Annotated in this window: 20 protein-coding genes; 17 read left to right on the top strand and 3 right to left on the bottom strand. The window is 30.3% G+C overall.

All coding sequences use genetic code 11. The features are described from left to right. Positions 1–85: 85 nt before the first annotated feature. Complete coding sequence (locus N4A40_13330) at positions 86–232, bottom strand: hypothetical protein (GenBank protein MCT4662839.1); 147 nt, start codon at positions 230–232, stop codon at positions 86–88. A 114-nt stretch (positions 233–346) separates the two neighbouring features. Next, on the bottom strand, positions 347–715 hold the full coding sequence (locus N4A40_13325) for a hypothetical protein (protein MCT4662838.1): 369 nt from the start codon (positions 713–715) through the stop codon (positions 347–349). A 410-nt stretch (positions 716–1,125) separates the two neighbouring features. On the opposite strand from N4A40_13325, the gene N4A40_13320 reads away from it, so the two are divergent. The 13 genes from N4A40_13320 (at position 1,126) to N4A40_13260 (ending at position 16,118) form a co-directional block, all read left to right on the top strand. Continuing rightward, entirely contained in the window at positions 1,126–1,767 is a 642-nt protein-coding gene (locus N4A40_13320) for a hypothetical protein (GenBank protein ID MCT4662837.1), read from the top strand. Positions 1,768–1,771: 4 nt separating this feature from the next. Next, complete coding sequence (locus N4A40_13315; protein MCT4662836.1) at positions 1,772–2,497, top strand: AAA family ATPase; 726 nt, start codon at positions 1,772–1,774, stop codon at positions 2,495–2,497. A 2-nt stretch (positions 2,498–2,499) separates the two neighbouring features. Next, positions 2,500–3,789, top strand: coding sequence for an ATPase, T2SS/T4P/T4SS family (locus N4A40_13310; protein MCT4662835.1), 1,290 nt, complete (start codon positions 2,500–2,502; stop codon positions 3,787–3,789). 99 nt (positions 3,790–3,888) lie between these two features. Then, complete coding sequence (locus tag N4A40_13305; GenBank protein MCT4662834.1) at positions 3,889–4,641, top strand: hypothetical protein; 753 nt, start codon at positions 3,889–3,891, stop codon at positions 4,639–4,641. Between the two features lie 216 nt (positions 4,642–4,857). Beyond that, positions 4,858–5,451: a hypothetical protein gene (locus N4A40_13300; GenBank protein ID MCT4662833.1), complete on the top strand. Its 594-nt coding sequence runs from the start codon at positions 4,858–4,860 to the stop codon at positions 5,449–5,451. 33 nt (positions 5,452–5,484) lie between these two features. Further along, positions 5,485–5,658 carry a hypothetical protein gene (locus N4A40_13295; protein ID MCT4662832.1) on the top strand — a complete coding sequence of 58 codons (174 nt, stop codon included), beginning with the start codon at positions 5,485–5,487 and terminating at the stop codon, positions 5,656–5,658. Between the two features lie 15 nt (positions 5,659–5,673). Beyond that, complete coding sequence (locus N4A40_13290; GenBank protein MCT4662831.1) at positions 5,674–5,901, top strand: hypothetical protein; 228 nt, start codon at positions 5,674–5,676, stop codon at positions 5,899–5,901. Then, a complete protein-coding gene (locus N4A40_13285) occupies positions 5,891–6,316 on the top strand; it encodes a DUF4320 family protein (protein ID MCT4662830.1) in 426 nt (141 codons plus the stop codon). Before N4A40_13290 ends, N4A40_13285 begins: the two co-directional genes overlap by 11 nt. Continuing rightward, a complete protein-coding gene (locus tag N4A40_13280; protein ID MCT4662829.1) occupies positions 6,313–6,795 on the top strand; it encodes a hypothetical protein in 483 nt (160 codons plus the stop codon). The genes N4A40_13285 and N4A40_13280 overlap by 4 nt, the downstream gene beginning before the upstream one ends. 69 nt (positions 6,796–6,864) lie before the next feature. Continuing rightward, positions 6,865–7,998 carry a hypothetical protein gene (locus tag N4A40_13275; protein MCT4662828.1) on the top strand — a complete coding sequence of 378 codons (1,134 nt, stop codon included), beginning with the start codon at positions 6,865–6,867 and terminating at the stop codon, positions 7,996–7,998. Positions 7,999–8,014: 16 nt separating this feature from the next. Then, positions 8,015–14,809: a PKD domain-containing protein gene (locus N4A40_13270; GenBank protein MCT4662827.1), complete on the top strand. Its 6,795-nt coding sequence runs from the start codon at positions 8,015–8,017 to the stop codon at positions 14,807–14,809. A gap of 61 nt (positions 14,810–14,870) precedes the next feature. Next, the gene (locus tag N4A40_13265) at positions 14,871–15,860 is read left to right on the top strand and encodes a hypothetical protein (GenBank protein ID MCT4662826.1); all 990 of its coding nucleotides are present in this window, start codon (positions 14,871–14,873) and stop codon (positions 15,858–15,860) included. A gap of 15 nt (positions 15,861–15,875) precedes the next feature. Further along, positions 15,876–16,118, top strand: a complete 243-nt coding sequence (locus N4A40_13260) for an AbrB/MazE/SpoVT family DNA-binding domain-containing protein (protein MCT4662825.1) — start codon at positions 15,876–15,878, stop codon at positions 16,116–16,118. A 113-nt stretch (positions 16,119–16,231) separates the two neighbouring features. Here the strand turns inward: N4A40_13260 and N4A40_13255 are convergent, their stop codons facing one another. After that, positions 16,232–17,743, bottom strand: a complete 1,512-nt coding sequence (locus N4A40_13255; GenBank protein ID MCT4662824.1) for a DUF2325 domain-containing protein — start codon at positions 17,741–17,743, stop codon at positions 16,232–16,234. Between the two features lie 244 nt (positions 17,744–17,987). Here N4A40_13255 and N4A40_13250 point away from each other — a divergent pair, with 244 nt between their 5' ends. The 4 genes from N4A40_13250 (at position 17,988) to N4A40_13235 (ending at position 20,435) form a co-directional block, all read left to right on the top strand. Then, positions 17,988–18,302, top strand: a complete 315-nt coding sequence (locus N4A40_13250; GenBank protein ID MCT4662823.1) for a hypothetical protein — start codon at positions 17,988–17,990, stop codon at positions 18,300–18,302. A 184-nt stretch (positions 18,303–18,486) separates the two neighbouring features. Continuing rightward, a complete protein-coding gene (locus N4A40_13245; GenBank protein MCT4662822.1) occupies positions 18,487–19,386 on the top strand; it encodes a hypothetical protein in 900 nt (299 codons plus the stop codon). Positions 19,387–19,390: 4 nt separating this feature from the next. After that, entirely contained in the window at positions 19,391–19,738 is a 348-nt protein-coding gene (locus N4A40_13240; protein ID MCT4662821.1) for a hypothetical protein, read from the top strand. A 43-nt stretch (positions 19,739–19,781) separates the two neighbouring features. Beyond that, positions 19,782–20,435 carry a hypothetical protein gene (locus N4A40_13235; protein MCT4662820.1) on the top strand — a complete coding sequence of 218 codons (654 nt, stop codon included), beginning with the start codon at positions 19,782–19,784 and terminating at the stop codon, positions 20,433–20,435. The last annotated feature ends 221 nt before the right edge of the window (positions 20,436–20,656 follow it).

The following is a 20,656-nucleotide window of genomic DNA, read 5'->3' as shown; positions in this document are numbered from 1 at the left end:
TAGTAATAAGATTGTGGAAGATTACATAATCAGGATTAAGCATGAGGATGTTGCCTTTTGATTTTATAGCTTCTGCATTTTCCCCCTATTCAACAAAATTATATCTCTCTAGTACATTTGCATATAAGGATGGAGCCAGAGATACACATTTATCAGTTTCAAGTGATTTCATTTCAGATGATATAACTGAAATTCTTTCGTTGTTAGCCTCGATATAGTTGATTACTTCCAAAACTCAATTTCGCTAAATTTTGATATGGAAGTGAAGATTCCTTGAAAGTTATTACTAAGAATATCATTCTGAGAGGATACAACACTATCCATAATTTTTATATATTTGTTTTTATTAATCTTCTTCTTTGTTATTTGAACACTTCTTTTTTAAATTATTAGCATCAACTGTTATTTTGAGCTCAGAGTATAATGCCATGAAGTAGACGTAGTCGTCGATGAATTGAAAACCTAGTTTTTCAGCTGATGCAAGAACTTGATTATACTCTTCTTCACTAACTTTGCATATAATTAGTCTTTTCTTTCCTACTTTTTCTTTTTTTTCTTTTTTACTCTGTACGTATATATTTTTTATTGTTTTAGGTTCATGAAGACATACTAGTTTAATATATGTGTTCCTGGACATAAGTTTACACTTTTCTTTTAGTATTTTCTCTTCTTCTTCTGTTAATTTAGTTTGAAGATAATATTTCCTTTCTCCCATATTTCCTCCTAGAATAACAGGCCAGTATTTATTACATAGGCAGATAAGCCCATTAATATACTAGTTAGTATGAATTGACCTGTGAAGTTAAATAGTCCATATATAAATTTTAGTGTCATTACTATCATAATAGATATTACGCTTGGTATTAGGAATACCATAATTATCACCTCTATTTAAATTATAACAAAAAATACTCCATTATGAAATATTTTTTCAGAAATTATGTTTTTTGAGACTTTTTAATCATTGACATTTTCTTTGTATATTATTTAAATGATGTTTTAGAATTATATATATTGTGTTATAATATATTATAGTTTTTATTCTTTTCTAATATATACTTTATAGGATAAAAATTTACATTTATAAGGTGTCATTTACAATAAAAAATTAAAGGAGAAGGGCAATTGAAGATTGATATTAAGAATAAGAAAATCATAACATTTTTAGTGTTAGTGATTATAGGTTTATGGTATTACGAAGAAGAAATTAAAGAAATACCTCTTCAGGAGACTAGGGTAGTTGTAGCAACAAAAGATATTGCATTTAAAGAAAAACTAACTAGTAATAATACTAAAGCTTTGAATGTTGTACTAGGTGATTTAGATAGAGATAATCTAGTTCTTGATACGGAGTATAGCGAAGGGAAGATAGCAAATGCTCCAATTTACAAGGGGGAAATGATTAATACGAGTCGTATTGTAAAGAACTTAAAAAATGACAATAGAAGCATTTCTTTAGAGTTAAGAAAAGAAGATAAGGCACTTAATCTAAAGAAGAATCAATTTGTTGATCTTTGGATTGAACCAAATGAATTAGGTGAATCTTTAGAGAAAACATCATTAAAACTATTTGAAGGTAAAAGAATTATTTCTATAAAAAACGAAAGATATGAAGAAGATGAGAGTATGCCTCAGTATATTACTGTAGAAATGGACAGTGATGATGAGGTACAGAAGTTTTTAAATATTTCAGATGCATCTTTCTATAAAACGAAAGTTGTTGTGAACGATATTGATTATTCTGACATGAAGGAAAGGAGTAAGTAGAGATATGAAGGTTATTAATGTTACAAAAGCTAAAGGTGGGGTTGGTGGAACAACGCTAGTAATTAAAATTGCAGAAGAATTAGCTAAGTTGAAAAAGAAAACATTAATTGTTGAGAATACGTATTTCTTCTTAGATTTAATGAAATACTTAGATATGGAAAGCGAAGTCGATTTAAATAAATCTATAGATGAAATAAGTAGTTTGATAAAAACAGGGCTATTTGAACCAGAAGAAATTAAGGAAAATATTCATTCTTATAATAAGCATATTGATATTGTTGTCGGTACTAGAAATAAGGATAATAGATTAGTTGGTAATTCTGTAAATGAACTTAGAAATAAAGTCGAGGGTTATGATTATATAATTTTCGATAATCAAAAATTGATACTTAAGGACTTTTTCTTATTTGACCATAATTTCATTGTTGGTGAAATCAATCCTCATAATAAAAGCTATTTTAAAGAAAAGTTTGAGGATGAAAATTTTAGTGAAGAGGACCAATTAAGATTTGTTAATAGAACTTCTTTGGTAATTAATAAGGTTTTCGATGAAGAGGATATAAAACTTTATGGTAAGAAGAGAGTGCAAAATGAATTTTCCAATGTATTTGAAGTTCCACATACTAAAGTATCATCTGGTAAAGTTGATGTTTCGAGAATAGTTTCTTTTTTAGAAGGTGAACAGCCTCAAAAGAAAAGTATGTTTGGCTTTCTTAAAAGGAGGAATTAATTTTGAAACACTATTATAAAACTGTAATAGAGTATATCAAAAATGCTAGTAAAAGTGAGACATATACAGAACGTTTGATTAAAGCATCTGCAGGTGATTCTAAAGCAAGAAAGTATATAGAAGATAAAATTAGAAATAAACTAAAAATTGATTACAAAAATGAATATAGTAAGAATAATATGACCGAGGAAATTGAAGCTGATGTTAGAGAAATTTTCAATATAAGTTTTGGTTCAAAAGGGATTCAACAATATTTAGATAGAAAAGATATTAACGAGTTAATGATTAGAGGCAAAAAAGTTTTTATTGAAATAGAGGGTGTAATTCACCCGATGGATGAACTAGACTCAGTAGATGAGGCAGAAGAAATAATCAAGAAAATTGTTTCTGAGAATTTCCAAGGCGAGATTAATAAGATCAATGCTGAAGTTGAAACTCGGAATGAAAATGGAGATAGAGTTAAGGCCATGTTACCACCCGTGGCTGAGGAACCTATACTTAGTGTAAGGATGTTTAATGCATTTGATCCAACATTGGACAATATGCTTAAAAATAAGACTATGAGCTCCAAAATGGCGAATTTCATAACCTTTACGGTTAAAAATAAAACTAATAATTCAGTTATAGGTGGTATGGGATCCGGTAAAACTGCTTTACTGGAGTTTATGATTAGCCTGATAAATGCAGGAGAATCAATAGTTGTAATTCAAAATCCTTTTGAAATTACTAAGCTATCTAAAAAATTCCCACATTTAGTAGTAAGTAATCTACAAGTTACTAAAAGATATACAGCAAAAGATTTAATTATTTCTGCTTTAAGACTTAATGCTACTCGTATAATTCTTACCGAGGCTAGAGGAGACGAGATGAATGAAGTAATTAAAGCTAAAATGAGGGGGCATAAAGGCTCTATGTCGTCATCCCATTCATTAAGTGCTGAGGATATGATTGATGATAATGTTGATATGATATTGGAATCCGGGAAAACCGTTGCGGATATTAATCCTATAAAAAGAAGAGTGTGTAGAGCTGATGATCTTGTTTATAAAATGGAAAAATTAGGCGAGGAAGTAGACGAAAATGGAAGACGATTCAGAAGAAGAGTCTTATCAAGTATTTCAGAAATTCTAATTGATGATAACTTCAAAATTACGACTAATGTAATTTTTGAGTATAATAGAGAACTTGATGAATTCATTTGGGTTAATCCTATATCAGATACTTTGGCAAAAGAATTAGAGAAAAATGGAGCACCTCTAGAAGAAATAGCTGAATGGCAGACAGTAAGTTAGGAGGGGGAAATAATTAAGTATATTATAGCAATAGTAATATTATTACTAGTAATTTATTATGATGTACTAATAGGATATTTGTTTAAGAGAAGAAGAATTGTGGCTAGAACATCTTTAAGTAAGTATTTTAAGAAGTTTACATCAGAAAAGGTAATATTTGTTCAATTAAATTTGGACTCATTATATGAAAAAATACTAAGAGTAGTCATAACATTTTCCGTAGTAGTGTTACTACTAACAAAGAGTATATGGTTCTTTTTAGCAGTAACTGGACTAGGACTAGTTTCAATGATTTTGATAGTAAATATGATAGTTATTCGTAAATATAATAAGGTGATAGAATATTTTCCAGTAGCAATAGGAGTTTTTTTAGATCAGTATATGGAAGCTACAAGTATAAGACAAAGTTTTTATAAAAGTTTGCCAGAAATACCTAGAGAATTAAAACCCTTATTCGATTGGATTAGTAAGTCATTAGCTACTACTACAAATACTAAAGAATCTTTAATAGAGTTTCAAAAAAAGTTTGATGATGAGAATATAAATCAATTTATTGAGCTTCTAATTATTTCAGTTGATACAAAAAATGTACATGAAGAAATAACTAAGCTTAGTAACAGTATCCAAGAAGAAATTGAAAGGACTAATGATAGGAAATCAGATGTTGCTTTTGCAAGGATATCTTTTTATGTTATAACAGCTTTTTCTTTAGCAGGACTTGGATTTACCTATGCCTATTTTCCGGAGATGCAACTCTATTATTTATCTCCGGCAGGTTTAAAATCAGTTTTAGGTTTTGGAGTATGTACACTACTTGGTTTCGTTTCAATGACACTGTTACCGTATTATTAGGAAAAGGGGGATACGAAAATAGAATTTAATATATATATTTTAACCTTAATAGGTTCGTTAATTATTATATACTTTGACTCTATAAATAAAACTCTTTTCAAAAAACGTAGAATTAAAGTAAGTAATAGAAAAATAAAACAGCAAGATAAGTTAATAAGTAAAGAAGAAGAACTAACGCTTGAAATATGTAATATACAAAAAGGGTCTTATGTTAGAATGAAAATTCTAGCTTTTTTAGGGGGCCTTAGTGTTGCTCTAGCATATGTAATCTCAATTATAAATATTTCTGATTTAACAGCAGTTATTATTTTTATTGTATTGGTTTATTTTCCAAAGGGATATTTAAATTTAAGATATTTGAAAAAGATTACTGAAGTTGATAAGGAAGATCTAAAGACTATGGATTATGCATGTATATTGATGTCAACAGGCTCTTCAACAAGAGATATAATAAAATCTTTGCATAAGAGTGCCAAAGTTCATAAGGAAGTATTTAGAAGAGCATCTGTATCTAATAGTGTCACAGAATCAATTGAAATAATTAAAAGTGTGAGATATGGGAATTTAAAAAAAGTTGGTATAGCACTATCTAATGCCTATCATAATGATTCTACTTCTGCTATATCATATCTAGAAGCTAGAAAAAAATCGATTCTTGGAATGATGAGAACAGATGAGAAAAATAAAACTGCAAAGAGAAAGTTATTTTCAGTTTTAAGTTTAGCATTTCCTTTATTGGGGATGTGTATGATATTTTTACTACCATGGTTAGCACACATGATTAATGACATAAGTCAATTGAATAGGTAGTTATTATATATATAAATTAAGTGGAGGTGGGAATTGATTAATAAAAAGGGTTCTTATATTCTAGAAACCATACTTTATTCTGCATTGATTTTAGTGGTTTTAGTATTAAAATTTCGCAACCCTGTTATGAATGCAGTAGGTATGACTAACGAGAACTATGTAAAGATAAACAATACAGATATTGAAAGAATGAAATATGATGAATAAAAAGTGAGGGCGAATATGAGAAGAAGAATTAAAGAGAGATTAATAATAATTGGTAGTTATTTCGAAGCAATAAAGAATGATATTAAAAATAATAAGGGTTCCTTTTCAGTAGAATTTTTACTTATACTTAGTGTTATCGTTGGTGTATTTTTTGTAAAAGGTATTTTACCTGCAAAAGATGCGACTTTAGAAAGTACTGAAAGTTCAGTGGAGAGTATAAAGAAATTAAATGATGAAGATTAGGAAGAATAATAAAGGGAGTGCAATAATTGAGCTTTTATTGATACTCCCCCTTCTTATATTTCTGATTCTATTTTTTGTTTTTTTAATTGTGTTTGGATATGATAGTCACAAATTTAATAGAATTTGTGATAATTATTTTGAAAAAGCTCTTGTAGAAGGACAGTTTACAAATACATTAAAGGACGATTTTATAAATGAACTCGATGATGGGGGATTTAATAAAGACTTAGTTGAAATTACATCTCCACAATCAGAAGTATTAGATTCAGATGATGACACTTATGTGGTACGTGGTAACAGTATTGATGTGAAAATTAAGTATAATAAGGAATACAAAATAAATATGTATACTCTTGGTATAAAAAAGATTCTTATAACTAAGAGGTGCCAAGGAATGAGTGAGGAGTTACGATGAATAAACGTGGTAGCTTAAATTTACAGTTGATGATTGTTATACCTTTTATTATACTATGTTTTGTAGTTGTTTATCAGTTTACAATGACAAGATCTACAGTTAATAAGATGAAGAATGTAGTAAATATTGCTACTAATTCAGGTGCTTATAATGTGGTTAAGGGTACATCTTTAGCACAAGGGGTATTCTTGATTGATGAAGATGAAGCAAAACTAGATGTAAAGAATGTTCTAATTAAAAATTTTAATCTGAATAGTGATTTATCTCCTGATAATAGTAGCTACCTTAAAACTTTCGAGATTAAGGAATTAAAGGTAATCAATTCTATAGGTAATTATCATTCTGATGTAATGGATAGAAATTATGATGTAGAACATCCATCTATATTCCTTGTAATTGAGGTAGAAATCAAGGATATATTCGGAAAAAAAATAGTAATTGATTCATTAGCCTCCAGTCAATTAAAAAGCAAATATTAACATAAAAATACTTCGTTTTGGAGTATTTTTATGTTATAATAAATATATAGAAAACAAGGAGGAGAAGTAATGAAAAAATTAAAAATTTTAATATTAATAGCGATGTTAACAGCAATGTTTGGACAGATTTGTTATGGAATAACATATGATGAGTTGAGAGTAAAGCATGGAATTGATGAAGCTTATGAAAAAATAAAAACTAGGGAAGATTTATATAAATTACGAGATAGTGATGTGTATAAAAAATACGAAAGAGAGTTATCTGATTATGTTTCTTATTCAGACTTTTCAAGAATAGCATTTAGAATGGCGGGCTATGAAGAGAGTTCTCTAGAGAGAGCAGAATATTTAGGTTTTGATAAAGTTATGAGAGAAAAAGCAACTTCTGAGGATTTATCAAAATTGACAAAAGGAAATGCACTAAGATATCTATTCCTATTCAACGGATACGATACAAAAGGTTACGAGAAGTTATTTGAAGATAAGAATATGGTTACATGGGAAGAAGCAGAAGAGTTAACAAAAGGCATAAAACCTTTCGTATGGAACAAGGAATTTGCAAATAAAGAAATGTGGTCAGATGAAGAATTTATTGATTTTGTTAATAATAATCCAGATGCACCACTTTATATGTGGACAAAGTCATTTGAACTTAATGGTAAGGAAATCACTTTAGTTGATAGATTAAAAGATAATCATAAGGTAAAGTTATCAGATCATTATAAAAACATACCGGATGTAAATGAGAGAGTATTTCAAATGCTAAAGATAGTGACGTTCAATGCAGTAAAACATGGTGGTACCGCAACATTTTTCAGTGATGAAAAAAGAGGATTTATATGGATTGGGTTCAATGGAGATTATTTAGATGCTCAGACAACTGATAATTTCAGAATTACATTAGAAAATCAACCTTGGGAATTCAAAAATAAAAATACTGTAATAACACATACGTTTAACAGAATGTATACTCTCAATAAAGTGACTGATAGTGGTGGTATTTGGACAGGTATATATCCAGAAATATTTAAAGAATGCATTAAAGAGCTTTATAGGGAAAATTACAGTGATGAAATGTTTGACTATTTTGGTAGAGTAGCTAAGTATGAGTTTGAAAATGACCAAGACCGTGTATTTAACGGAATTGATGTATATTACAGAGCGGAAGACTTAAATCAAAGAGTAAGCAGTAAAATAAAGTAAGTGGGTGATATGGAAGATGAGAAAAATAGCGATAGTTTTAACCTTACTATTACTTATACAAGCAATACCAATAGGGAGCTTGGCTTTTGCAAGCTCCCTTAGTCCAGTTGACTTGGTAAATATGGATGAAGCGGAAATAGAAGCTCTGTCAGATACCGATATATATAATGCTATTACGTCTTCTGATAAGTATCCTCCGGCTATAGATGGGATACTTAAATATAGTGGTAAAACCGAGATGGTTAAAGTAAATTTAAATATAGATTCCTATAGAAAGTATAGACTGATTGTGTATGGAGTTCCTTTCGAAAAAGAAAGTAATTATAACGGGAAAATATTACCAGGATCTGAATCGAAATTTCTAGGTTTTAATGAAAAAGGAATCCCAGTAACAAATGATAAATATCCAAGTTTGCCTGGTGATAAAGAGCCCTATGAGAAGAAGTGGAACCACTATTCAGGGCAGTATAAAAAATCATGGCAAGATGTATCTAATACTGATGCATCAGGAGAAGATATTACAGCTCTATATAAACACCTTCTTCTATCAGGAACTATAAATGATGATGCATCTGATAACTATACACTGGCCTATATACTTTATGGAGTAATGGGGGACCTAAAAAAGTATCTTGGTGGTGATGAAGATACACTGAGAGAAAAGTTAGAAAGTGTAGTTCAATTACAAATGCTTCCTACCTTTGTATCAAAGGGAAGTTTCAAGATGACCCATAATACTGTAACGGATGAAAATCCTACAGGAAGTAAAAGATACGACACTATGGAATGGGAACGACTTGGAGATATAAAGGAACATTTAACAATAGTGCCAGAAAATAAAAAAATCATAATGTTACCTGAGCAGGATGAAGTAACAAATAAGTTTACTGTAACAGTACACTATGATGATAAAGTCAGTGGTATGGATACAGAGCAATTAATAAAGGAAAACGTTGAATTAGATTTAGGTGGAAAATTTGAAACTGTTAGGTCGAACAACCCGACGTTTACTTTTACAAAAATATACAAAAGAGATGAGTATAATTTTGGTACTTATGACATAGAAGAAACTGGAGGTTTTTATTTTGAAAGTATCTTCGGTGATAAGTATGATAAAGAAGGTAAAGCTAATTTTGAACTAGATGTAAGAATGAGGGGGAATATAGGTGTGCAGTTTGATGTTAAGCATGAGGATGCGGTACATAACTCAGTAAACCCACCTGTTTATACTGAAAATGGTAAATGGGATTCTCCGGATGATAAAGTGACAGTAGTTCTTGAGGATAAAACAGAAGTAAATCCTCAGGAAGTAGAACTAGATGATGGAACTATAAAGAAAGTGGAAGTTATTTCGTGGGTATGGTACCTAAAAAATAAAGATGGTTCATATCAGCAATTATCTACTACACTTAATCCTACATTTACTAAAGAAGTAGTTTTCGGTTCAGATTATTTGACGGATTCAACAGGAGAGAATGGTGTAGTAAGTGAACTTACATTTAAGCTTGAAGCTATGGATAATCTAGGGAATAAAGGTGAAATGGAAAGAACTATATCTATTACTCAAATAGGAAATGATCCACCACCAGTAGAACCAGAGAAAAATAAACCTCCTAACGCTGTTATTAATGTTGAAAGAATGATAAGAGCAGGGGATAGGATTGATGCAGATGGAAGACAGTCTAGTGATCCAGATGGTAGGGTTGTTGCTTATCGTTGGGATATAGATGACGCAGAGTATGATGACTGTGATGAAGAGGACGATAGGGTAGAGTTTTATTTGTTTGAAGAGGATGATGATTTCACTATTAATTTAACAGTAGAAGATGATCTAGGACTTACAGATGATACGGATGTTGATGTTCAGGTAGTAAATCCTTTAGAACCTAAGATAACTGTATCTGGATTCCTAAAGGAAAATAGAAAGGTTAATCTAAGTTCTCATTTAAGTAGGGACACTAAGTATTTCCGTATAGATGATGATAGGACTAGTTGGAAGATAACTCCTCTTGATGGACAGAATACAAATGTTATAAAGATTGACGGAGATGCGCTAGGGAGAGACATTGATGTATTGTTTAAAGAGAAAGGTCGATATCGAGTAGATATGACTGTAAATGCGAAGTGTTCTTTTCCGAAGTATGATGATATAGAGTACAGTAATAGTACTTACAAAATTATAGAAATTGTTCCGGATCAAAAACCAGTGGCCGGGATAAGTGTGAAAAAAGTGAATTATAGAAATCCAGATACTGATGGAATTGCAGTTCTTCAAGTAGCTGATAGTTCTAAAAGTTTAGACGGTGATTCTATAAGTCATAAAAAATGGTCATATGCATTTGATTCAAATAATGATGGGAATTTTTCTGATGAGGTTTTTAATATTGTTAGTGATGATAATGAGAATGTTGTCCATGTTGATGTAAATCATGTAGGAAAATACTTATTCAGATTAGAAGTAACAGAAAAATTTGGTCAGCCTACTATAGATAAATTTATTACTCCTGCAGATATTAAGAAAGATGATATTTCTGATATAGAAATATCAGAAAAAATTGCAGAAGTAAGAAATGTAGCACCAATAGTAGAACTAAATATTTTACCTGATGAACCTGTAGAGATTGTAGTATTCTATGATATGTACGATGAAAACAAGTTGGGTATGAATTCTGAGCTTGATAGACTTAGGATGGAACTGCTACAAAGAAAAGTTAAGGCTAATATAAAAATGGTGGATGTTTCTAAGGATACGATTACTATTGGACAAGGTATCAATATATTATGTAATTTCGTGAGAAGAGCCACTGGATATTTTGTTTTCGATGAAAAATATAGTGTTTCATCAAAAGGAGATTCTGAAACTTCCTATGATGTAAAGAAAAATGTTTCAACAGTACTTGAAACAAAACAAGCACTTCAACAAAATACAGATAGTCTTCCTGTTAGGGAAGGTGGTACTTTTGTTAAGTCTAGAACTTGGCATTCAGAAGAAGAATCAGACAAGAGCAAATCGGAATACTTAAACTACGAACTTGATGTTGATGACGCAAATGTCGGACATGTAGACGTAGATGGAGATATTAAAACTTTTTATGAAAAGAAAGATGGGGACCGTTATTACGATTATACAGGAATGCATCCATTTAAAGGTGTTGTAGAAAAAACATTCTCCTACGCTGGAATTGTTAGAGAAGAAATTTCGGATTATAAAGTTGCTAATATTGACGATATAGTTCAAAACAACACTTTGGATACAGCAATAGATAAAAAGTATGCTGTATTTTTAACTGATAAGAGAAATACATTTCACTATATGAGTGAGATTACTCAAAACACTCTTAAAGGTAGAGGTTATCAGTTAAGATATTCAATGGATAGTTTTGCGCTAGAATTAACCCCAGATCTACCAAAAATTAAAGAAGTAAAAATGGTAGGGAGTAAAGTGTATTACTTAACTCAGTATGGAAATATACTAAGTTCGGGTACAACTTTGAAAAATGGTTCAGGAAAATCATATTACGAACTAGAGGATTCTATTACATGGGATTCACTAGTAGATAATAATAGTGGTATAATTACTTGGGATAAAATGTCTAAGATAGATCCTTTGCCATCATTTCAAAACAAATATATTGTCATGGGTGCTTCAGACACTTATCGTTGGGGCACTGGACATGAATTATACGGAACGTTAAAGTATGATGAATCAACTAAAGTTCTAAGTTTAGTAACAAATATATCTTATGCAAAAGATAGTAGAAGAAGAGAAACTATTACTTATAATGCTACGGATATAATAGCAGAAGGTATAGAAATGGATAAGGTTTACTATATACCTCAGACTCATATGTATATATATGAATCTGATGGGAATGTTAGTTTGTTTGGCCAACTTAATTATTCTGGTAGTTGGTCACAAAACGAAAGATCCCATGATGATGGAAGGTATTATTCATCTGGTAGGACGTATTCTGTTCCATCTCCAATTGTACTGCAAGGAGATACAACCATCGAAGAAATCAGAGTTTCTTCGTTTCCGTATTTAGGTTCAGATAAGTTTTATATGGAATACCATAACGATAGGAAGTTCACTATGGTTACTATTAAATATCATAATGGTCTTTATCAGACCATTACGTCTGATAGAGGATATACATCAAAGGAGTATTACTTATCAAGTGGTTGGGAAAAGAGAAGCAAAGGTATGACATTTGCCTCTAAATATAACTACATTTATTCTAATAAAAATAATTTTAAAGTAGCAAAATATGATGATAAATATAATGAGGCAACTCGTCTTGTTTATTTTGAATATGAAGACGATGAATATGAAGATAGACGTACAATTGATTCAGACGAAGGTAATGTTCCGGACCGAATAGATATTCTATACACTGATAATGAGAAAATTATTGATTCGGCAATGAAGTTATCAGGTAATGAAGTTACCATAGTAAAAGTGAATGCAGATGGTAGTGTTCAAGGCTATGGAACTACCCGATACGGAGAACTTGGTAACTATTATAAAGACAGAAAAACCAATGTATCTCTGACTGGTAAGACTGGTTATGAGCACGATGAAGGAGTTAGAAAAGGATACAGTGATTGTACTTATGTATATTATCATTCTCCAGGATGGGTTACACCATTAGTATCTCATAATACTTTAAGTTCACCATATGATGCTAAAAATTACTTTTCAGCATATGAGATGATTTCCACTGATGTATTGGATCATACTTATGAAAGTGATTTGCCGGGACTTGTAGACCAAATTGTAGATGATAATTCCAATAATAATGATAAAGAAAATGCTTATATATTATTGGATACTAAAGCTACAATGAAATCTTTTTATTCTGATTACGAGAATGATGATTTGTATGATTATAGATGGGACATGAGTCACAATGAAAATTATTTCGAAAATAATTTAGGAAAAGACCCAAGAGCTATACCAGGAGGGAATCCGATAGAGGATTTTCCGTATACTGGACATTATAAGATTGACCTTAAGGTAAGGGATAATCCAGTAGGTGGTGATGACAGGTTTGATAATTATCGCTTATGGAATAAGAATAAAACGATTCTTAATATATATGTTCATAGGAAGCCAGTTGCAAAAGGGGAAATTTTCCTAGGGAAAGTAGGTGGCAAGTACCATATCTATGCTATGGATTCCGGTTCTTTTGATATAGATCATCAGAGTGAGACTAATAGAGGTATAGTTGAGCACGATTGGTACTGGAGAACTGCTACCGAACCTCTTTGGAAGCATGGGAAACTTGATGTAGTCGGAGCGGAATATGCTATGACTTATGAAGTTGCTCATAGGGTTAAAGATAAGGAGGGGCAATGGTCTGATATGGAATATATTCACTGTAACACGAAACCATATCCACCAGTCGCTCTATTTGAGATTGACCCAGAGGATTATTTACGAGATACTCAGGAGTTGAAAATAAAGGATAAATCCACAGACCCGAATGGAGATAATTCCATGGAGAAGTGGACATGGAAATTACTTAAGAAGAATACTTCGGGAGTATATGTACTATTAGATACAGTTATAAAAGGACAGGTTGATTTTAGAAAAGATTCCACCGAACCGCCATGGACAGATTATAGTACCAGGGGGATAGGGAAATACAAAATAACCTTGCAAATTGTAGATAATATGGGGAGTGTATCGAATCTTTGTTCTAGGGAATTTGAAGTCATACCAGAGAACAAGTCCCCGATAGTAGATTTCAGAATGAGTCCGGACCCTGTTTGGGTTGAAAAAGATGTAAATTGGAATGAAAGTGCCAGTGATCCAGATGGCAATCCGATAAATATCAGTTGGAAGTTTGAAAGGTATGGTGTCCAAAATATATCAGATATAAAAAGTACAATGACACCTACTATCAAAAATTTCTCAACCCTTAATATATTCTCAAGTGGAAACAAGTCTTTTGAGTTAAATAGTATGGAGTGGGGAGCTTATAGAGTAAGTCTAAGTGCTACTGATTCTCCTGATATGCCTCCGTATATAAACTCAGACATAAAGACTAAAACCTTAACTAAAGAGGTTTACGTAGTTCCTAAACTCCGTATAGTGAGCAATTATGTCCATAATGGAGTTGAGATGGTGTCAGGAGATGATTTAACTATAAATGCGACCACTAATCTAGAGGTTACACATTTGTATGCAGATTTCTATGATGACAGTGATACTAAACTAACTACTGTTAAGTTTGAAGAGTATAAGGATAAGTCAGATGATAGAAATTGGACCGTGGATACGGTCATCCCCGACTTAGAAAAAAATGGTGATATTAAGATTGTACTAAGAGCCTGTACGAATTTCGGGGGAAAGACAAAACTTAATTTCACTAGAATTGTTGAAGATACAATAACACTAGATGATGTTATTGCATTGAGGTTATTAAATTATAGGATAACAGATATAGTTAATCACACAGACTATACCTATCCCATAGCGAAAGTAGATTGCCCAGTTCCTTATAAAACGGGATATTATGTAACTTTTAGGATAGATTCTAAAGGAAAACCGACCATGGTTAAGGCTAAAATGTCCATAGATGGTTCCTTGGATGAAGAAATAATCCTGAGAAAGTTATCTGCTGATGAGTGGGAAGGGAAGTACTTTGCGGATGCTGATTTAAAATCAGGCAAAATTACAACCAATCTAACTGCTTTTAAAGGAACGTCTATTTACAACTTTAATTCAAAGGAGAGTTGGGATGGACATATTCTTGATATTAATGGATCAGCATTCCATGATGCAAGAATTAATAGAACTAACTAATTAAAGTATTTGGTGCCTGCTAAATTACTAATTTATAGGCACCAAGGATGGAGGAGAAGAAATGAAGAAAATATTATTGATACTTACAGTTCTTATGGTTATGTTAATGACTCCAACTTATGCATACTCTGTGAAAAATTCAGGGGAAATAGAAGTAACCTATTCAAATGGTGCACTATATGAAGGTAGCATTATGAATGGGAAATGGCATGGTAAAGGAGAATTGAAATTTCCTGATGGAACTGTATACAAGGGGATGTTTCAATATGGTGTATTTAATGGCATTGGGAATTTGGAATTTCCTAATGGGGATGAGTACGAGGGTGTATTCACTAATGGCATAATTCATGGCTATGGTGAATATAAGTTTGCAGACGGGAGCTATATTGAAGGAACTTTTGTAGATGGTGCTATCGATAAGTATCAATTATATAAAGAGAATACTAGAAGTAAAGGCACTCTTTATAAGAAAGGAAATAGCGTTAGAAAAGAAATTCTTAGAAGTATAGATCTCCAAACGGATTATTTAGCCTTTAATGGACGAGGTAAACTTAGATTTAATAATGGAGATATTTATAGTGGAGAATTAGTTAATGGTAAGTTTTCTGGTAAAGGAAAGTATGAGTCATTTTTAGGTGTTATATATGAGGGTACTTTTTTAGAAGATAAATTTTCAGGTAAAGGAACTCTTTATACATCAATCGGTGATAAGTACACAGGATATTTTAAAAATGGACTTTATGATGGAGAAGGTATATTGACTAAATTTAACGGAGATAAATATCAAGGAAATTTTTTAGAAGGTTTATATGAAGGTGAAGGGAAAATAACATACTATAATGGAAATGTATTTGAAGGGGAGTTCTTGGATGGAGAAAAGCATACGTTGAAAATACATTATAAAGATGAGAAGGAGGATAAAAAGTGCCATGGATATGGTAAATTGACAATTCATCCTAATAACTCAGAGAAAAGGGATGGTAAGAAGGATGTAGTATATGAAAAATGGGATAAGGGAGTTAAGAAATCCCGTATAGAGTATAAAAAATAAGAGGGAGGATTTTAAATGAAATCAACAGGAATTACTAGGAAAGTAGACGAGTTAGGAAGAGTAGTTATCCCCATTGAACTAAGAAAAACTATGGATATTGAATCAAAAGATGCATTAGAAATATTTGTAGAAGGAGATATGATTGTTTTGAAAAAATATGAACCTGCTTGTATTTTTTGTGGTCAGGCAAGAAATATTAAAAATTTAAATGGAAAAAATATGTGCTCAGAGTGTATAAATGAAATTAAATCCCTATAAGTTTGATTTAGTTCTGAATTAGTAGCATAATAAGCATATGAATATAGCCCAATTTTGAAGGGCACTAAAACAATAAGTTGAAAAAAACTTAAAAGAGGAATAACCATTCGTGGTTATTCCTCACCTTTTTTTTGAAATATTGAATTATGAATTGATGAAATTATATAAGGTATGTTATTGTTGTTTAAAAAATAGAAGGGTATATTATTAAGTCTAATTTGATTAATACTTTTATAAAACATGCCATGATTCAAGAAATCCGTTTTAATAAAAATTATGTCGTAATTAGTGACAGTTTCTAGTAGATATTTTTGATCAACACTTGCTGTTTTGATTCCAGTAAGTAGATTGTTTAGCTCGTTATGAATTTTGTTATGCCCCCCAATCAGCATAATTTTCTTATCTGAACTATTGATGTCTTTAATTTTTCCTTCAGTGTCAAGTTTAGACAGTATAGGCTCTTCTGGAATACTTATATTATTAATAGAATCTTCAAGTATTTTGATTTTGTTTTCAGAAGTCTCTAACTTCTTCTGTAATTTCTCACTCTCTTTTTTTTCATTTTTTAGTTTCTTATTTAGTGATATAATTTCCTTCTCTAGATTTTTTTTATAAGTATCCCGTAAGTAATTTACTTGTTTATTAAGCTCTTCTGTAGCTTTTTTTTCTGCACTTAGGTCTTTACTAATTCTTTCTATGGTACTTTCAAGAACCTCAATTTCATAAAACATTGTTTCTGAATTATTTTCGAAATACTGCCTTTTAACACTCTTATATGCTCTGCAGGTGAATAAAATAATTAAATTAGAAACTAAGAACTGAGTGGCCTTTTCAATATTTTGATTATGATATAAGTCCCAATACAAGCTTAAAATCGCCAATTTATCATCTTTTGTGATATCTATAGACTTTACCATTGATGAAAGCATTAAGTCTTCTAAATCAAACATAAAAGAGTTAGAAGTTATAGTGTTTCTTACTTCTTCAGAAGGTGATTTATCTAACTGGAATAACATATCAAGATTTGATAGTTCTCTATTGGCACTCTCTACACGTTCTAGTATTTGTTTTGCCTTAACTGAAGAGTTACTATTATTTAACAATTCATAAGTTATTCTATTTTCAATTAATTCTGATTCTGCGTTTTTATAATGATTAAATCTTGTGTAGATCATTTCTTGAAAAGTATCAACATCTTCGTTTGGACCGATTGGAATATTATTCGACTTAGCTAATAGCATAGTTATTGTTATTAGTCCATTCAAGTGATCGTCTGAAACTTTATTGATATCACCTAATAATGTATCTACTACTTTTTTTAGATCAATAGTTTTTTTTCTGTTTATGTATTTTAGTAAAGAACTCCACCCAGATTCTATTATTTCATATAAGTAATCATCTTTCTCCATTAATATTATCCCAAGGGCTCTTTTTGCATAAACTTCATGTTCTATATGACCGTTTGTTATGATTGGGTGATTATATAAATTTGAATTAGTGGCTAATTTGTGAGCTACTAATTTGACATCTTGATAAATTCTATCGATTGTTTTGTGACATTTTAAATTTGTGGCCATTGCTTCAACGACAAATATTGTAAGGTCAATTACTTTGGAATTATTCATAAGTTACCTCCCAAAATGAATTATATCATAGAAAAAGTAAGTTAGTTCAAATATTAGTAAATAGAGAGCCTAGTTTAGAAAATTGTTTAAGTGAAATTTTATTAAAGTTATATAGTAATTATATTGAAAATTAGATTAAATTAAATGTAAGAATGCTAAAAAACACTTGCACTAAATATATATATTGTGCGATAATGGTTATAATATAATAAATCAAACTTGAAATTTGAAAGGTGGAGTATATGTGGTCGAATATACCAAGTATGACTACGAACACGAAGACACTTATGGTGGACTATATGAAGTTACAAAGTCATGCAAATATATTGAAGATGGAATTGAAAAGTCACTAAGTGAAGTTCAATTACCAAAGAAAGGGGAAGTGGGAGTATTTTCTATAGGAGCTATATCTAAAAAGGCCAGGGAGTATACTGGTGAAGTAATGGAGAACTACGGAGATAAAATTGTAGTTATTAATGCTGTATTGGGTTTTAAGGAATCTTTTACTAAATGTGATTTCATAACTAGAGAAGTATCATTTAAAAAATTAAATATATAATGTGTAATAATATCTGTAAATTAAGTAGTTTTGCAGACAAGAGGCTATTGAATAATATCAAGATTGAAAGTAGCTAATACTCATCAGTTACTTGGCGGTCCTGGTGAGTTTTATTATTTTTTGTAGATAAACAATTGAAACTATATTATTGATTGTAAATTAGAATATTATAAGGAGAAATAAAATGAGTAAAATAATTGGGTTTTTATGCTACTATACGATAGGGAAATTAAACATAGAAGCAGATAAATTGAAAGATATTTTAAATAAGAGTGGTATTGATCAGACTATAATTGTTAAAAAACATAGTGATACTCAAGCATTTAAAAGGGCTTCATCATCTATTAGAGGAAACTTTAAAGGGTATAAGCTTAAAATGTTAGATAATAAAAAAGAGGGCAATATAATTTCTAGAGAGATTATGAAAGAAACACCAGATAATAAAAATAATATAATAACATCTATAGGTAATGTTGTTTATAATAAAGCTGAACGTAGTATGTCATACAATATTAATAAAGGCCTTGGTCTTAATGATGATTTACAAGAAATCACGAATAGAGTTGAAAAATCTATTGAGATATTTCAGCAGGAAAAAAGTGGTCTTAACGAGGACCGTATTAGCAATATAGTGGATAAGTATATGAAAAATATACTAGATGCTTCTAGAGTAGAGATCCATGGTAAATTGTGGTTCGTACCAGCTTATAAAATAGATCAGCTAGAAAAGATAGAGGATTTGTTTAAGAGATTAGACAGGAGTGTTATATCCTCAAGTTATACAGAGATTATGAGTTTACCTATTCCGGAGGAAGAAAAATATATTGAAAGATACTCTAGAGAATTTATTACTGATATATCGATAGAGCTACAAAACGTTATAAATAAATTAAATGAATGTTATAAAAACAATTCGCTAAAAAATACTATAGTTACATGGAAAAATAAAGGAACCCAACTAATTAAAAAAATTGAAATGCATGATGCTATATTTGAATGTAGTATTAAAATGAAAATGGAGTCAGATATTTTTAAACTTATTAAACTAATTAATATAGAACAAGAAGATATTGAAAGGAAGTGAGTGTATGAGAAGAGGATCTAGAGTGATAAATAAGAAAAGTAAAATTGTCGGAACCATAGCAGATTATAAAAATTATGAACTTAGTGTTAGGTATGATGATGGAACTGTAGAAAAGACCAAAGATGTTTCTATGTTAATAGAAATCAATGATTTTATTGCAGATTTTGTAGTAGGTAATAAAATTTTTGATCCAATTTTTGGTGTTGGGAAGATAATTGAAAAACAAACTTTTCAAGAAAAGACGACTGATGAAAAAGAATATTTATATAATATTGTATTTTCAGATGGTGATAAAGGCTCTAAGGAGTTTTTAATACCTCTATTTGAGGATGTAAATTATATTGTGATATAATTTAGAATAATAGAAGTATCATTGTTAGAAGGAGGTAATGTGTATGACAGAAGAATACAAGGATATTGATGTAGTCTATGTTAAAGAAGTTTTAGCTAATTACGGTATATATCACTCTTATGAAGCGGTATTATATAACTGTTATAATGGTAAACCTAATTCGAGAATTTTTATAGATCAAATAGTCGAAGGAAAAGATGAAGATATCTTTATCAAATATTTGGCAAACGTTTATAATTTGATTGATTATGAAAATATGAGTGATTTTGTAAGAATAGTTTCTAAGTCTGATGAACTAGTTACTGATAAATTTGATATATTAGACGAACTTGGAACAGAAAAAGAAATAACGGATCACATAGATGATGTGGAAAAAATTAAATTTATTTTAAAAGAAAGAGGGATCAAACATACAAAACTAGTTGTTCTTAATAATTGGAAAGAAATCAGTAATATGTTATTTGTCAATTGGTTGCCTTTAGAAGGATTATTAGATAACCATATCTATCAAATATATAGAGCGTATGATGTAAATATCGTTAAGGATATAGACGAAATGATGAAGTTTTTATCAATAATTAGATATTTGAAATATGGTGGTATAGAAAAAGATGAAGTAGAATTTAAAATGAGTAATATGGAAACTGTAATAGAAGTGTTGAATGTCGAAAACTGGAAAGATATTTTCTATAATTAAAAAGATTTAAAAACGAAAAATATAAATATATATAGTTGTTGAATGTATTGTGTAGTATGTTATAATATTAATATAAACATTTTTTATTTTTTAAGCTAATTCTAGATTGAATTAGTGGCATTATTAAAGAGTAAAGGCATATATTTGACTTTACAGTTTTTTTAAAGAGAGAACCCTAAGAATTTTTAATTTTTCTTAGGGTTTTATGTTTTTTGTATTAT

It is taken from the genome of Tissierellales bacterium (assembly GCA_025210965.1).
GTDB lineage: Bacteria > Bacillota > Clostridia > Tissierellales > JAOAQY01 > JAOAQY01.
This window is presented reverse-complemented; position numbering and strand designations above follow the sequence as displayed.